The organism is Nocardioides daejeonensis (assembly GCF_003194585.1).
GTDB classification, from domain to species: Bacteria; Actinomycetota; Actinomycetes; order Propionibacteriales; family Nocardioidaceae; genus Nocardioides; species Nocardioides daejeonensis.
In genome coordinates, this window is the sequence record NZ_QHKZ01000003.1 from 619,342 (window position 1) to 633,826 (window position 14,485).

General features: G+C 71.2%; 13 protein-coding genes. 4 read left to right on the forward strand and 9 right to left on the reverse strand.

Annotated elements, in window-relative coordinates; genetic code table 11:
• Nucleotides 1-14 precede the first annotated feature (14 nt).
• From DNK54_RS10995 to DNK54_RS11010, 4 genes are read left to right on the forward strand one after another with little or no spacing between them, the layout of a single operon-like run.
• Nucleotides 15-509, forward strand: coding sequence for a hypothetical protein (locus tag DNK54_RS10995; RefSeq protein ID WP_110206983.1), 495 nt, complete (start codon nt 15-17; stop codon nt 507-509).
• Complete coding sequence (locus DNK54_RS11000) at nt 506-1,231, forward strand: hypothetical protein (protein ID WP_110206984.1); 726 nt, start codon at nt 506-508, stop codon at nt 1,229-1,231. The genes DNK54_RS10995 and DNK54_RS11000 overlap by 4 nt, the downstream gene beginning before the upstream one ends.
• Complete coding sequence (locus DNK54_RS11005) at nt 1,228-1,602, forward strand: hypothetical protein (protein ID WP_110206985.1); 375 nt, start codon at nt 1,228-1,230, stop codon at nt 1,600-1,602. The genes DNK54_RS11000 and DNK54_RS11005 overlap by 4 nt, the downstream gene beginning before the upstream one ends.
• 60 nt (nt 1,603-1,662) lie before the next feature.
• Nucleotides 1,663-2,922, forward strand: a complete 1,260-nt coding sequence (locus DNK54_RS11010; RefSeq protein ID WP_110206986.1) for an isochorismate synthase — start codon at nt 1,663-1,665, stop codon at nt 2,920-2,922.
• A gap of 133 nt (nt 2,923-3,055) precedes the next feature.
• Here DNK54_RS11010 and DNK54_RS11015 read toward each other — a convergent pair whose 3' ends face one another.
• The 9 genes from DNK54_RS11015 to DNK54_RS11055 all read right to left on the reverse strand — a co-directional run bounded on the left by DNK54_RS11015 (nt 3,056) and on the right by DNK54_RS11055 (nt 14,485).
• Nucleotides 3,056-4,483: an aldehyde dehydrogenase family protein gene (locus DNK54_RS11015; RefSeq protein WP_110206987.1), complete on the reverse strand. Its 1,428-nt coding sequence runs from the start codon at nt 4,481-4,483 to the stop codon at nt 3,056-3,058.
• A complete protein-coding gene (locus DNK54_RS11020) occupies nt 4,480-6,561 on the reverse strand; it encodes an acetate--CoA ligase family protein (protein ID WP_110206988.1) in 2,082 nt (693 codons plus the stop codon). The genes DNK54_RS11015 and DNK54_RS11020 overlap by 4 nt, the downstream gene beginning before the upstream one ends.
• Nucleotides 6,561-7,724, reverse strand: coding sequence for an acyl-CoA dehydrogenase family protein (locus DNK54_RS11025; protein ID WP_110206989.1), 1,164 nt, complete (start codon nt 7,722-7,724; stop codon nt 6,561-6,563). The genes DNK54_RS11020 and DNK54_RS11025 overlap by 1 nt, the downstream gene beginning before the upstream one ends.
• A gap of 172 nt (nt 7,725-7,896) precedes the next feature.
• Entirely contained in the window at nt 7,897-8,505 is a 609-nt protein-coding gene (locus DNK54_RS11030; protein ID WP_110206990.1) for a TetR/AcrR family transcriptional regulator, read from the reverse strand.
• Between the two features lie 296 nt (nt 8,506-8,801).
• The gene (locus tag DNK54_RS11035; protein WP_110206991.1) at nt 8,802-9,782 is read right to left on the reverse strand and encodes an NAD(P)H-dependent flavin oxidoreductase; all 981 of its coding nucleotides are present in this window, start codon (nt 9,780-9,782) and stop codon (nt 8,802-8,804) included.
• Nucleotides 9,783-9,784: 2 nt separating this feature from the next.
• On the reverse strand, nt 9,785-10,729 hold the full coding sequence (locus tag DNK54_RS11040; RefSeq protein WP_110206992.1) for a DMT family transporter: 945 nt from the start codon (nt 10,727-10,729) through the stop codon (nt 9,785-9,787).
• On the reverse strand, nt 10,726-11,685 hold the full coding sequence (locus DNK54_RS11045) for a C-terminal binding protein (protein ID WP_204164519.1): 960 nt from the start codon (nt 11,683-11,685) through the stop codon (nt 10,726-10,728). The genes DNK54_RS11040 and DNK54_RS11045 overlap by 4 nt, the downstream gene beginning before the upstream one ends.
• Complete coding sequence (locus DNK54_RS11050) at nt 11,682-13,382, reverse strand: thiamine pyrophosphate-binding protein (protein WP_110206993.1); 1,701 nt, start codon at nt 13,380-13,382, stop codon at nt 11,682-11,684. The genes DNK54_RS11045 and DNK54_RS11050 overlap by 4 nt, the downstream gene beginning before the upstream one ends.
• Nucleotides 13,379-14,485: an ABC transporter ATP-binding protein gene (locus DNK54_RS11055; RefSeq protein ID WP_110206994.1), complete on the reverse strand. Its 1,107-nt coding sequence runs from the start codon at nt 14,483-14,485 to the stop codon at nt 13,379-13,381. The genes DNK54_RS11050 and DNK54_RS11055 overlap by 4 nt, the downstream gene beginning before the upstream one ends.

Genomic DNA, 14,485 nt, shown 5'->3' on the forward strand with positions numbered 1-14,485 from the left:
GAGAGCAGACAAACATGAACTTCCGAGTCGAGACGGCCGCCCTGCGCACCGCGAAGACCCGCTTGAAGGAACTCGGGTCGGACACCAGCGTTGCCACCTCCTACGCCATCGAGCACCTGGACGTCAGCGGCGCCGACAACGGTGTGCTCTTCGTCCACGTCGACAACGTCTGCACCGACACCCGGCTCAAGGTGCTCGACGTGCTCAGCCGGCTCGACAGCCTGCTGCACGACTCCGGCAACGAGCTGGGGCTCGTCGCCCGCCACTACGACCAGAGCGACCACAACAGCCTGGCCCGGATGGACGCGCAGATCCCCCCAGAGCCCAAGATCCCCAAGGACGAGCGCTACGTCGACGACCCGGTCGTCGATACCGCGCCCGAGGATCCGGGCGACTACGTGCCGGAGGAGCACGAGGACGACGAGGACGGGGTGATCATGGCGCCCGGACCGTTCGACCCCTACACGGGCGGCTACGGCACCGGCTCCGGCACGGGGGTACAGGCATGAGCGGACTCCCGAGCGCGGCCCTGGACTATCCCTGGCCGCAGGCCCAGATGCCGTCGGGGGTCGACGTGCTGCTCGGCCTCTCCGACTGGATCTCCCCCTCGTTCTATCTGCGCAAGGGCATCGAGATCGTCATCGGCACCGATCCTGCCACCTGGCTCTCCGAGGAGCTCGCGGGCGACTGGCAGAAGGTCGCCCAGGCAGCCTCCGCGCTGGACCAGCTCGCCGAGTACGCCGAGGTGCTGGCGGCCGAGGTCCAGAGCGCGAACCTCACGATGGCTCCGAAGTGGGACGGTCATGCGGCAGAGAACGCCCAGATCTGGTTCGAGCGGCTGGCCGTCGACATCGACGAGCTGCGCGCGCCCCTGCACGACCTCGCCACCGCGTTCAACACCACCGCGACCGGCATCAAGAGCACCGGCGAGACGATCAGCGACCTGCTCGGCCTGCTCCTCGACTACCTGATCGAGATCGGCATCGCTGCGTGCGCGACGGGTGCCTTCTCGTGGACCGGCGTGGGGCTGGCCATCGGCGGCGCGGGGACCGCCTACCTCGCCTACAAGGCGACGAGCACCTGGATGAAGGTCGTCGAGGCCCATGGCAACGCATCGACGATCGCCAAGGGGGTGGTGGGCCTCACCGCCGGCTCGCTCGCGCTCCTGAACGTCGACGACAAGCTGGAGCTGCCCGGCAGCGCGTACGACCACCCGCAGGTGTCGGCATGATGCCGGAGGACTGGGACCCGATCGCCGCCTTCACCCGCGGCGATCCGCTGCGCGCCGAGGCCCTCCGGGCCAATCTCACCCGCATCGCGGAGCAGACCGATCAGCCCGAGGTACGCCGCCTGGTGCAGGAGGTGCTCGACGGGCGGCGTACCGTCCGCGAGCTGGTGCGTGAGCCGGCGATGGTCGCCGAGCTCGACCGTGGGATGGACGCCTTCGCTCGACAGTGGTCCGACCTGAGCCCCGAGCAGCGCGCCGCGCTGGTCAACCAGGGCATCGCCGAGGAGGACCAGCGCCGGCTCGCCGCCGGACTGCCACCTACCCGGGAGCCCGAGGCACGGCCCGGCGACAACCCGCTGCTCCGCGAGGACTGACCGACCGCTTGCTCCGGTCGGCATGCGTCCTGTTCGCGCGATCTCGTAGGCTGAGCAGTCATGAGCACCCGTGCGACGACCGCGGCCGGTCTCGTCGTACGCACGGTGCCGATCGACCTCGACAGCCTCCCCGCCGACGGCGACCTGATGGCCCTGCTGCCCGCCGACGCCCCGGTCTCCTGGGTTCGCCAGGGTGAGGGCCTGGTGGGCTGGGGCGTGGCGGCAGTGGTCCGCACCTCGGGCCCGACCCGTTTCTCCGACGCCGCCAAGTGGTGGGCCGAGCTCGTCGCCCGGATGGAGATCCATGACCAGCTGCGGGAGCCGGGCACCGGGCCGATCTGCTTCGGCACCTTCGGCTTCGCCGACGAGCCAGGCGACTCCGTGCTGGTGCTGCCGCGCATCGTCGTGGGACGGCGCGGGCCGCATGCCTGGGTGACCACCGTCGACCATCCGTCACCCGAGCTGGTCGCCGCTGAGACGCCGACTCCCCCGGTGGTCACCTTCGCCGACGGCTCGCGCAACGGCGAGGAGTGGATGGCCGTCGTCGCCGAAGCGGTGGCCCGCATCAACCGAGGCGACCTGGAGAAGGTCGTCCTGGCGCGCGACCTCCTCGCCACCGCCGAGACCGACATCGACGTGCGCTGGCCGCTACGCCGACTCGCCCAGGACTACCCGATGTGCTGGACCTTCCACGTGGACGGCATGTTCGGCGCGACCCCCGAGATGCTGGTCCGCCGCGAGCGCGGACTGGTCACTTCACGGGTGCTGGCCGGCACGATCCGACGCACCGGGGACGACGAGCGCGACCTCGCCCTGGCCGCCGCTCTCGCCCGCTCCTCGAAGGATCTCGAGGAGCACGAGTACGCCGTCCGTTCGGTCGCCGAGGCGCTCGAGCCGCACTGCTCCGGCATGAACGTGCCGGAGATCCCGTTCGTGCTGCACCTGCCCAACGTGATGCACCTGGCCACCGATGTCGCGGGCGTGGTGCACGATGCGCCGCACACCGCGGAGTCGGTCTCGTCGCTGCGCCTGGCCGAGGCACTGCACCCCTCGGCCGCGGTCGGCGGCACCCCGACCCCTGCTGCGGTCGCCCTCATCTCCGAGATCGAGGGCATGGAGCGCAGCCGGTACGCCGGCCCGGTGGGTTGGATGGATGCCTCGGGTGACGGCGAGTGGGGCATCGCGCTGCGGTCGGGCGAGGTGGCGGGCAACGCCGTACGCCTCTTCGCAGGGTGCGGCATCGTCGGCGACTCCGCGCCGGAGGCCGAGCTCGCCGAGTCGCAGGCCAAGTTCGTGCCGGTGCGCGACGCCCTCTCCTGACCCGCCCACGCACGACGTCCTGCGCTGTGGTCGCCGGAGCAACCGCTGCGCAGGACGTCCTGAGGCACCCACGTGCTGACGTCCTGCGCCTCGGTCGCGGGAGCGACCGGAGGGCAGGACGTGAGGCGAAGGGTCAGATCTGGATCGACTTGATCTCGGTGAACTCCTCGATGCCGAAGGCACCCAGCTCCCGGCCATAACCGGACTTCTTGAAGCCGCCGAACGGCGCTCGCACGTTGAAGTCGGCGCCGTTGACGTCGACCTGACCGGTGCGCAGGCGGCGGGCGACAGCCACACCGGCCTCGGTGTCGGCGGCCCAGACGGCACCCGCCAGCCCGTAGTCGCTGTCGTTGGCCAGGCGCACCGCGTCGTCGGTGCCGGCGTGTCCCAGCACGACCAGCACCGGCCCGAAGACCTCGTCCTGGACGATCTCGTCGGAGGCATCCACGTCGGCGACGACCAGCGGCGGGTGGAAGTGCCCCTGCTCGGGGACCGGGCGATCGCCGAGGATGCGCGCACCCGCCTCCCGGGCGCGCGCCACCATCGACCGGACGGTGGCCAACTGCTGGGCCGAGGCCAGCGGGCCGAGATCGGTCTCCTCGGCCGTCGGGTCGCCCACCACGAGCGCACCCGCGTGGGCGGCGGCGAGCTCCACCGCCTCGTCGAGCCGCGCGGCCGGGACCAGCAACCGGGTCCACGCGCTGCAGGTCTGGCCGGTGTTGAGCATCGCCATGTCGACGGTGGTGCGCACAGCGGTCTCGAAGTCGGCACCGTCGAGCACGACGCTCGCCGACTTGCCCCCGAGCTCCAGGCAGACCCGCTTGATGGAGGTTGCCGCCGTCGCAGCGACACCGGCACCGACGCCGGTCGAGCCGGTGAAGGAGACGAGGTCCACCTCCTCGTGCTCGGCCAGCACCTGGCCGACCTCGCGGCCGCGCCCCGGCACCAGGTTGAAGACCCCGTCGGGCAGACCCGCAGCGACCGCGGCATCGGCCAGCAGGTACGCCGACAACGGGGTCAGCTCCGCGGGCTTGGCGACCACCGTGCAGCCGGCTGCGATCGCGGCGACCACCTTGAGCACCAGCTGGTAGAGCGGGTAGTTCCAGGGGGTGATCGAGGCGACCACCCCGACCGGCTCCCGGACGACGAGCGAGTTGCCGATCCGCTCGATCGGCTCGGGACCCTCCAACTCGTCCAGGGTGGTGCGGATGATGTCGAGAGCCAGGTCGACGTGGGCCTCGCGGGCCACGGTGACCGGAGCTCCGACCTCCAAGACGGTCGCCTCGACCATCAGGTCGCGTCGCGCCTCCGTCTCGGCCTGCCACCGACGCAGCAGCGCCAAGCGGTCGGCCCGGTCACGCGTCGACCAGCCGTCGAAGGCGGCGCGCGCCGCGCGTACCGCCGCGTCCACCAGGACGGCGTCGCAGCGGGCCGCGCGACCGAAGAGCTCGGCAGTGGCCGGGTTCTCGACGGCTTCGGTCTCGGCGACCGCCACCCACCGGCCGCCGACCAGGGCCGAGTCGCGCTGCCACTCGGCCCGGGTCGGGTCGACGATCGTCATGGCTGCTCCTTCTCCTGGATCACCAGAGCGTCGACGGCGAGGACGCCGTCGGCTGCCGCACGCAGCGGGTTCACCTCCACCTCGCCCACACCGGGTACGCCGGCAAGCTGGGAGAGCGCGGAGACGGTGCGGGCCAGTGCATCCAAGTCGACGCCCGGCCGGCCGCGCCAGCCGGTCAGCAGCCGGTAGCTGACCAGCCGCTCCAGCATCGTGTGGGCGGTCTCGACGGTGACCGGGGCGAGCTCCAACACGGTGTCGCGCCACAGCTCGGCCTCGGTGCCGCCGGCGCCGACCATGATGACCGGCCCGAAGGCGGCGTCGTGGCGCAGGCCGGCGATGACCTCGACGGTCTGCGACCGCTGGTCCATCTCCTCCAGGACGTAGGCGCCGTCGCCGAGACGGGCGTGCATCTCCTCGAACGCGGCGACCGCGGCGTCGGCGTCCCGCAGCCCGATCACGACGGCCCCGTGCTCCGTCTTGTGCTCGATCCAGTCGGCCTTGAGCACCCAGGGGCCCTGCAACTGCTCGGTCGCGACACGCACGGTCTCGACGGTACGCACCTCGGCGGCGCCGGGGAAGGCGATGCCGACGGTCTGCAGCAGCTCACGCGCCGCCAGGTAGCCGGGCCGCACACGAGGCAGCTCGACCGGCAGCTGGGGCACGCTGATCGGCCGTGCGTCACGACCGATCCGGGCTGCGCCGGCGAGGGCGTGGAGCGCGGCCTCGATGCTCGCGAAGACCGGCAGGCCGAGCTCGCGGGCCCGGTCGAGGCTGCTCGAGTCGGTGCACATCGAGTGCAGCAGCACCGGCTTGCCGTGCCCGGCCACTGCGGCGGCGAGGGTCTCGACGACGGCTCGCTCCTGGTCGGCCTGTGCCGGGGTATCGACCGCGTAGCTGCCGAAGTAGCCCGACAGCACGACCGCGTCGACCTCGGTGTCCTCGAGGCAGGTCTCCACGACCCGCGCATAGGTGGCGAGGTCCTGCTCGCCGCCACCGGCCAGATCGATCGGGTTGCCCACGCCGGCATCTGCCGGAAGCAGCCCGGCGACGAGCCCACGACGCTCGTCGGAGAAGGGCACCACGTCGAGTCCCGCGGCATCGGCGACGTCGGCAGCGACGGCTCCCTGACCGCCGCTGTCGGCGATCAGCGCGACCCGGCCCCCGGTCGGGAGCGGCGCCTGGCTGAGCAGGGCCGCCAGCTCGACGGCCTGGGTGGGCGTCGCGACGCGGATCGCCCCAGCCGCCCGGCAGGCGGCGTCGACGATGTCCATGCCGGAGGTCATCGACCCGGTGTGGGAGGCGGCGGCCGCCTGGCTGGCGCCGCTGGCGCCGACCGTGAGGACGACCGTCTGCTTGCCCGCGGCACGCAGCCTCTGCACCGCGTCGACGACGGCGGTGCCGTCCCCGAAGCTCTCGGCGTAGAGGATGGCCACCCGGGTCCGGTCGTGGTCGGCCAGTGCCGCCAGCGCCTCGGCGGCACTGACGTCGACCTGGTTGCCGACGGAGACGAATCGGGAGACGCCCAGGCCACGCTGGGCGGCCAGGCCGGCGATCTCGGAGCCCAGCTGACCACTCTGGGAGACCACACCGATGTGCCCCGGAGCGAACTCGCCCCAGGCCAGGTGCAGGTCGGTCTCCACGTCGAAGATGCCCAGGCAGTTGGGGCCGATGATCCGCGCACCGGCGGAGCGGATCCGCTCGGCCAGCTCGCGTTCGGCGCCTACTCGGCCGACGGCACGGTCGATGCCCGCGGTGATGCCCAGGAAGCCGGTGGCTCCGCGACGCAGCGCCTCCTCCACGACCTCCGGCACCGAGGCGGCCGGCACGGAGAGCACCACGAGGCCGAGCGGGCCGTCGATCTCCTCCAGCGAGCGCACGGTCGGCACGCCCTCGACGTCGACGCCGCGCCGGTTGACGAGGTGGACGGTGCGCCGCCCAGCACCGCGGAGGGCTCCGCGGGCCAGGAACCAGCCCCACTTCGAGGTGTCGGCGGAGGCGCCGACGACGGTGACCACCTCGGGGTCCCACATGCCGTCGAGGCCGGCGAGCTCCGGCGTACGGGTCAACTGGGTGGTCATCACTTGGCGATCGAGCGGGAGATGATGAGCTTCTGGATGTCGGAGGTGCCCTCCTCGATCTCCTCGAGCTTGGCGTCGCGCAGCCAGCGCTCGACCGGGAACTCGCGGGAGTAGCCCCAACCACCGTGGGTGGCCAGTGCGGCGGAGGCGACGAAGGTCGCGTTCTCGGACGCCACCAGCTTGGCGATGGCTGCTTCCTCGGTGGCCGAGCCGATCTCGTCGAAGAGGCGGGCGGCGCGCATGGTGAGCAGGTGCGAGGTGTCGACCTTGGTGGCCATCTCAGCGAGGCGGAACGCCACAGCCTGGTGGTTGATGATCGCGGTGCCGAACTGCTCCCGCTCCTGGGCGTACTGCAGGGCCGTGTCCAGGGCGGCGCGGGCGAGGCCGGTCGCCGAGGAGCCGATAAGGATCCGGGAGGCGTCGAAGGTGCTCATCAGGCCGTAGAAGCCCTGGCCCTCCTCGCCGAGCCGGTCCTCGACGGGCACCCGCACGTTGTCGAGGAACACCTCGGCGTTGACGATGCCCTTCTGACCGTGCTTGGTCATCGGCTGACCGACGGTGAGGCCCTCAGCGGTGCGGGGCACGATGAACGCGGTGACGCCACGGGAGCGCTTGCTCGGGTCGACGGTGGCGAAGACGACGAAGTACTCGGCGTACGGCGCGTTGGAGATCCAGGTCTTCTGGCCGTTGAGCACGTAGTGGTCGCCGTCGAGCACCGCGCGGGTCTGGATGCTGGCGGCGTCGGAGCCGCTGCCCGGCTCGGTGGTGGCCAGGGCGGTGATCGGCGGGTTGTCGGAGCAGATCAGGCCGAGCCACTTCTTCTTCTGCTCCTCGGTGCCCAGCGCCTCGATCGGGCCCGAGAAGAAGCCGTTGGAGGTGAGGAAGTTGCCGATGGAGATGTCGCCGTAGCAGAGCTCCTGCTGGACCAGCGCCTGGGTGGTCAGGTCGGTGATCCCGCCGCCGCCGTACTCCTCGGGAAGCATGTAGTGGGTGAGGCCGATCTCGGCGGCCTTCTTCCACAGGTCGAGGGGCGACTGGGTGTCCGCCGCGTCCACCTCGGCGGCGCGGGGACGGATCTCCTTGGCCGCGAACTCACGGGCGAGGCGGATGAACTCCTCCTGCTCCTCGGTGCGGGGGAAGGCGTCGCGGATCGGACGGGACATGAGGCGTCTCCTTGGTCGGCACTTATTTTTGACTGACGGATCAGTTATGCATCAAGCATGGAGCCGGGAACGGCGACGTGTCAAGGGTCACGTCGTACTTTCTGGGCCGAAATGCCCGACGACCCCGACCGGGATCGGTCGGGGTCGTCGGGGGTTACCGCACAGGTGTGCCCTAGGAGCGGATCGGCTCCACCACATCGAGGGCGGCGAGCCACTCGTCGCAGACCACACGCATCCGCTCGACGTCCATCTCCTTCGAGCCCAGCAGGACCTGCAGGCTCAGCCCGTCGATCAGGCCGATGAGGCCGTTGGCGAGGTTCAGCGCGTCTCCGGCCCGGAAGTGGCCGGCCGCCTGCCCCTCCTCGATGATCCGGCAGACGATCTTGCGCCAGGCGCCGTAGACCCGCTCGTTGAGCGCCGCGAGGTCGTCGTCGTGCAGGGCCTCCACCCAGAGCTCCGCCCACACGTGCCAGGCCTGCACGGTGACCTCGTCGCCGGGCAGGTACGAGTCGACGAAGGCGCGCAGCTCCGTCCGCGGATCGTCGTGGAGCTCGAGGATGTGCTGCCGCCGCTCCAGGGAGCGCTCGAAGTTCCATTCGAACGCCGCTGTCGTCAGGTCGCGCTTGGTGGGGAAGTAGTAGTGCACCGTGCCGGTGCTGGTGCCGACCCTCTTCGCGACGTCGGAGATGCGCAACGCGGTGAAGCCCACGTCGGCGAGCACCGCGCACGCGGCCCCGAGGATCTGCGCCTTGCGCTCGGCTTCCACACTCGGTCTGGCCATGTCGGCTTGCACCGATCCTTTCCGTTGTCGAGACGCGCGCGCTGCGCCCGCCCTCACTCTCCGGGTTGATTGACCCATTGGTCAACCTTGGGTTCCACCCGTGGCACCGGCCGTTCCCGCCGGCTTCCTCCACAACGTCCTGCCACCTGGCTGCTCCAGCAACCACCCCGCAGGACCTCCCCCACAACGTCCTGCCACCTGGCTGCCCGAGCAACCACCCCGCAGGACCTCCCCACAACGTCCTGCCACCTGGCTGCTCCAGCGACCTAGGGGCAGGACGTCCGGCGGCGGACGGCTCAGGCGAGCTGCGCCGGAAGACGCTTGCCGATCAACTCCTCGGCCTCGGCGATGATCGAGGTCACCACCTCCTGGCAGGTCTCGACGCTGTCGATCAGGCCCTGCGCCTGGCTGGCCCACCACATGCCGCCGTCGACATCGCCACCAGCAAGCACCTCCTTGCGGCCGCGTGCACCCGAGGCCAGGTGTGCGACGTCGGCGAAGGTGGCATCCGGCTGGGAGCCGATCCGCTTGATCTCGTCGGAGACCGCGTTCTTGGCGACGCGGGCAGTGTTGCGGAACTCGCGGAACACCAGCGTGGTGTCGAGTTCGCTGTTGGCGACGATCTGGTCCTTCACGTTCTGGTGGATCGGCGCCTCGACGGTCGCCTCGAACCGGGTGCCCATGTTGATCGCGCACGCACCCAGCGCGAGTGCGGCGACCAGGCCGCTGCCGGTGGCGAAGCCGCCCGAGGCGATGATCGGGATGTCCAGCTTGCGCGCGGCGGCCGGGATGAGCACCAGGCCAGGGATGTCGTCGTCGCCAGGGTGGCCGGCGCACTCGAAGCCGTCGATGCTCACCGCGTCCACGCCGAGCGACTGCGCCTTGACCGCGTGCCGCACCGCGACCGCCTTGTGGATGACCTTGACTCCGGCAGCCTTGAACGAGGGAAGGTGCGGCGCCGGGTTGCTGCCGGCGGTCTCGACGATCTTGATCCCGGACTCGATGATCGCCTCGCGGTACTCGTCATAGGGCACCGGGTCGATGGTCGGCAGGATGGTCAGGTTCACGCCGAACGGCTTGTCCGTCATCTCCTGGCAGCGGCTGATCTCCGCTGCCAGAGCCTCCGGGGTCGGTTGGGTGAGCGCACTGAGGAAGCCCAGCGCACCGGCGTTGGCGACGCCGGCGATCAGCTCCGCCGTACCGACGGCGAGCATGCCGCCGCAGACGATCGGGTGCTCGATGCCGAAGGTCTCGGTGAACTCGTTGTTGAAGGCCATGGTCACTCCTCGTGATGGGGGAACTCGGTCGGGGACGGTTGAACGGGTAGGGGATCGACCACAGGGACGGGCCGCCCCCGGTCGGTCAGCACCAGGACGGCGGCGGCCAGCACCAGGCCCGCACCGAGCACGGTGCGGAGGTCGAGGGCCTCGGACCAGATCACGACGGCGAACATCGAGGCCCAGACGGGCTCGGTGACCATCACCACCGAGGCCTGGGAGACGGTGATCCGCGCCTGCGACCAGGCCTGCACCACCATCGCCAGGCCGCCGCAGACGAGCGCGAGATAGAGCATCGGCCACCAGTCGGCGCCGTGCGGGAGGGTGATGCCGTCGTGCACGCCGGCCGCAGCACAGACCACGGAGATGGTCACCATCTGCACGAGCGTGATCGCATGCGCCTCGCCAGTGCGGACCAGACGGCCGGTGGTGAGGATGTGGGCGGCGTACAGCAGGGAGCTCGAGAGCACGAGCGACTCGCCATAGCCGAAGGACCAGCCACGCAACGACATCGCCATCACGCCGGTGACGGCCAGCAGTACGGCGACTCCCGTGGCGAGCGGCACCCGGGTGCGATGTACGACGGCGCTGAAGATCGGCACCACGACGACGTACATGGAGACCAGGAAGGCTGAGACGGTCACCGCTGCGTGGCTCAGACCTACGAACTGGAGGAACTGTCCGGTGCCGTAGATCAGCCCGAGCAGCACCCCCACCCCGAGCTGGCGCCGGGTCAGGGTGAAGAGGATCCGCGGCCGGAAGACCCAGACGGCTAGCGACGCCAGCGCGAAGCGGACCGCCAGGTAGTCGCTCACCGGCAGGTGGACCAGGAGGTCCTTCGAGATCGGGAACGACGATCCCCACATGACCGCCACCCCCAGCAGGGCGAGCGCCGCGGTGGGCAGCGTGCGGGTGGGGGTACGGGCGAGGTCGGCCTGGGCGGTCACCCGCGGTCCCGAGCGCGCGGGGCGACCGGTGCCAGCTGATCGACCACAGCCTCGGCCTGGTGCAGCACGTAGTCGCGCGCGCTCGCCGCCGAGAGATAGGCGACGTGCGGCGTCACGAGCGTGCGGGGATGGGCGACCAGCGGATCGTCGGCCGCCGGCGGCTCCTGACCGAGCACGTCGAGCGCCGCGGCGCCGACGCGTCCGTCGTCGAGCGCACCGATCAACGCCTCGGACACCACCAGGTCGCCACGGGAGACGTTCACCAGGAGGGCACCAGGACGCAGCTGCGCGAGGCGTTCGGCGTCGAACATGCCCCGGGTCTGTTCGGTCGAGGGCAGGTGCAGGCTGATCAGGTCGCTGGCCGCGAGGACCTCGTCCAGCGTGCCCTGCTCGACGCCGACGGGCGCGGCGGCCAGCGGGTCGTAGCCGACGACGCGGGCCACCAGCGGGCGGATCATCCGGGCGTAGGCGGCGCCGATCCGACCCAGGCCGAGCACCCCGATGGTCAGCTCGGAGGGGCGCAGCAACCGCTCGTCTGTGCCGTCCCACACGCCGCCGGCGACGGCACGACCGAGGAAGGGCAGGCCACGCACGAGTGCCAGCGACATCGCGAGCGCGTGGGCGGCCACCTCCTCGGTGGCAGCTCCCGGCACGTTGCGCACGGCGACGCCCCGGGTGCGACAGGCCTCCAGGTCGACGGTGTCGACGCCGACGGACTGCGTCGCGACCACCCGAAGCTCCGGAAGCTCGGCCAACATCTGTGCCGTGACCGGCGCGTAGCCGACCAGCAGCGCCTGGGCGTCCCGGGCCCCGGCGACGATCGCCGCCGGATCGGCGGTGTCGAGGATGCGTACGTCGAAGCCCGCCTCCTCCAGCCGCCGCACCCCGGGGGTGGGGTCGAGGTCGACGATGTCGGCGTACACCGCGATCGGGCGACTGGTCATCGTGGCGGTCATGCCCCGTCGCCGGAGGCGCGGCTCGAGTCGACACCGTCGCCGGAGGCGCGGCTCGAGTCGACACCGTCGCCGGAGGCGCGGCTCGAGTCGACACCGTCGCCGGAGGCGCGGCTGTGCTCGCGGATGTGGATCACGGTGGGGCGGTCGGCGTCGAACGCCTCCTTGACCGCAGCGGCCAGGCCGAGGGCGTCCTCGACATGGATGCCGTGGCAGCCCAGCGATCGACCGAGCTGGACGAAGTCCGGGTGGCCGAGCCCGACGGCGTGGATCGGCTCGCCACGGTCCTCCATCTCGTTGCGGATCTCGCCGTAGCCGCCGTTGTCGACGATCACGACGGGCAGGGCAAGGCGCGCCTCGGCCGCCATCGCGAGCTCGGCGATCGTGAACATGATCCCGCCGTCGCCCTGCAGCACCAGGACCGGCGCCTCCGGCTGCGCCACCTTCGCCCCGATGCCCGCGGGGAGGCCGAAGCCGAGCGTGCCGGCGCCCGTCGGGTAGAGGAAGGCGTGCGGGCGGTGCAGCGGCAGGTTCGAGAGCGCGCCGTAGTAGACGGCCATCGCGTTGTCGGCGGCCACGATCGTGTCGCGAGGCAGGACCTCGGTGAGCGCCTGCACCATCTCCAACCAGGGGGCACCCTCGACGGCGGCCTGCTCGAGGAGCCGAGCCCGCCACGGTGCTGTCCACTCCGCAGGATCGTGCACACGGGTGCGTTCGAGGAGCTGATCGAGAGTGGCGGCGGCGTCGCCGACGACCGCGACGTCGGGCACCACGTTGGCGTTGATCTCGGCGCCGTCGATGTCGATGCGGATCACCCGGCCGGAGAAGTCCGGCAGGCCGCCCCACCAGTCGGAGGGCGCGAACTCGGTGCCGACCGCCAGCACCACGTCGGCGCCGCCGCAGAGCTCACGGGCGGCCGCGTGCTGGAGGCCGGTGCCGACGAAGAGCGGGTGGTCCTCGGGGACCGTGCCCTTGCCGTTGGCGGTGCTGAGCACGGCGGCGTCGAGCCGCTCCGCGAGCCGGCGAGCCTGGTCGGCGGCGTGGAAGGCGCCGCCACCGGTCACCATGACCACACGCTCGGCCCCGTCGAGCAGCGAGACCGCAGCCTCCACCGCCGCGGGAGCCGGCTGCAGCGTGCCGAAGAGGACCGGAGGTACGCCGGCGACCTCGGCGACGACGTCGAGGAGGTCGAGCGGGATCTCCAGGTGGACCGGGCGCGGCCGCCCCTCGAGCATCGTGGCGAAGGCCTGCGCGACCGCCAAGGGGATCTCGGCGACGCTGGTGACCCGGATGCTGACCCCGAGGACGGCCTCCATCGATCCCGGCTGGTTCTTGATCTCGTGCAGCAGGCCGTTGCCCATGCCGGGATGCTGCAACGGCATGCCCGGCGAGATGAAGAGCACCGGGACCGAGTCGGAGTAGGCCTGCGCGGCTGCCGCGGCGGCGTTGAGGATCGCCGGCCCGGTGGTGGTCAGCGCCACGCCCACGCGCCCGCTGGAGCGGGCGTAGCCGTCGGCGGCATAGCCGGCGCCCTGCTCGTGCCGCGGGGAGACGTGGGTGATCCCGTGCCTCGCCAGGGCGGCGTACGCCGACAGGTTGTGCGTGCCCGGGATGCCGAAGACGGTGTCGACACCGTGGTCGGCCAAGGCCCGGACCAGCGCCTCGCCGCCGGTCATGCTGGTGCTCGCGGCGCCGCTCATCGCGCAGCCTCCTCGGCGAGCACGCGCGCGTCCTCGATGTTCCAGGTCAAGGTGACGGGCACGCCGGGCTGGATGCCGTCGTCGGTACGCGGCACCTCGGTGCGCGCGACCATCTCCTCACCGGAGGCGGTGCGCACGTGCACGGTGCGGTCGCTCCCTAGGTAGACGCAGTCCGAGACGATCGCCGGCAAGGCGTTCTCATGTCCAGCGGGGCCCACCTGGCCGGCACTCACCCGCAGGCGCTCCGGACGAACCATGAGGACGGTGCCGTCCGCGGCCCCGCCCGACACCTTGTGGGTGGTCTGGTTGCGGGTGTCGGTGAAGACGTCCCCGGCGCGGGAGCCAGTCATGATGTTGGAGACGCCGATGAACTCGGCGGCGTAGCGGCAGCTCGGGGCGTCGTACAGCTCCTCGGGGGTGCCGAGCTGCACGATGTCGCCCTTCTCCAGGAGGGCGATGCGGTCCGACATGGTGAGCGCCTCCTCCTGGTCGTGGGTGACGAAGACGAAGGTGATGCCCATCTCCTTGTGCAGCCGGCGGATCTCCAGCTGGAGCTGCTCGCGCAGCATCTTGTCGAGCGCACCGAGCGGCTCGTCCATGAGCAGTACGCGGGGGCGGAAGACGACCGCGCGGGCCAGGGCCACGCGCTGCTGCTGGCCACCGGAGAGCTCGGCCGGGCGACGCTTGCCGAGGTGGCCCATCTCCACCATCTCCAGCGCATCGGCGACCAGACCCGGGATCTCTGCCTTCGGGAAACCGTGGCGCCGCAGGCCGTAGGCGACGTTGTCGTAGACCGACATGTGCGGGAAGAGCGCGTAGTGCTGGAAGACCATCCCCAGGCCGCGCTTGTGGGCGGGCACCGAGGTGATGCTTTTCCCGTCGACCCGCACGTCGCCGCCGTCGGCCTTGATGAAGCCCGCGATGATGTTGAGCAGCGTCGACTTGCCGGAGCCGCTGGCGCCGAGCAGGGTCAGGAACTCGCCGGCCCTGATGTCGAGGTCGATGTCGTTGAGGATCGTCGTGGAGCCGTAGACCTTGCGGATCCGGTCCACCTCGATCGAGGCACCGGTCAGCGGCTCCTGGGTGTTGGCGTTCTTGGGCAT

What these genes read in the sequence shown, in the direction of transcription:
- DNK54_RS11055 (WP_110206994.1), bottom strand. Translation starts at nt 14,485, where the DNA reads ATGCCCAAGAACGCCAACACCCAGGAGCCGCTGACCGGTGCCTCGATC.
- DNK54_RS11015 (WP_110206987.1), bottom strand. Translation starts at nt 4,483, where the DNA reads ATGACGATCGTCGACCCGACCCGGGCCGAGTGGCAGCGCGACTCGGCC.
- DNK54_RS11050 (WP_110206993.1), bottom strand. Translation starts at nt 13,382, where the DNA reads ATGAGCGGCGCCGCGAGCACCAGCATGACCGGCGGCGAGGCGCTGGTC.
- DNK54_RS11045 (WP_204164519.1), bottom strand. Translation starts at nt 11,685, where the DNA reads ATGACCGCCACGATGACCAGTCGCCCGATCGCGGTGTACGCCGACATC.
- DNK54_RS11005 (WP_110206985.1), top strand. Translation starts at nt 1,228, where the DNA reads ATGATGCCGGAGGACTGGGACCCGATCGCCGCCTTCACCCGCGGCGAT.
- DNK54_RS11010 (WP_110206986.1), top strand. Translation starts at nt 1,663, where the DNA reads ATGAGCACCCGTGCGACGACCGCGGCCGGTCTCGTCGTACGCACGGTG.
- DNK54_RS11020 (WP_110206988.1), bottom strand. Translation starts at nt 6,561, where the DNA reads ATGACCACCCAGTTGACCCGTACGCCGGAGCTCGCCGGCCTCGACGGC.
- DNK54_RS10995 (WP_110206983.1), top strand. Translation starts at nt 15, where the DNA reads ATGAACTTCCGAGTCGAGACGGCCGCCCTGCGCACCGCGAAGACCCGC.
- DNK54_RS11025 (WP_110206989.1), bottom strand. Translation starts at nt 7,724, where the DNA reads ATGTCCCGTCCGATCCGCGACGCCTTCCCCCGCACCGAGGAGCAGGAG.
- DNK54_RS11035 (WP_110206991.1), bottom strand. Translation starts at nt 9,782, where the DNA reads ATGGCCTTCAACAACGAGTTCACCGAGACCTTCGGCATCGAGCACCCG.
- DNK54_RS11000 (WP_110206984.1), top strand. Translation starts at nt 506, where the DNA reads ATGAGCGGACTCCCGAGCGCGGCCCTGGACTATCCCTGGCCGCAGGCC.
- DNK54_RS11030 (WP_110206990.1), bottom strand. Translation starts at nt 8,505, where the DNA reads ATGGCCAGACCGAGTGTGGAAGCCGAGCGCAAGGCGCAGATCCTCGGG.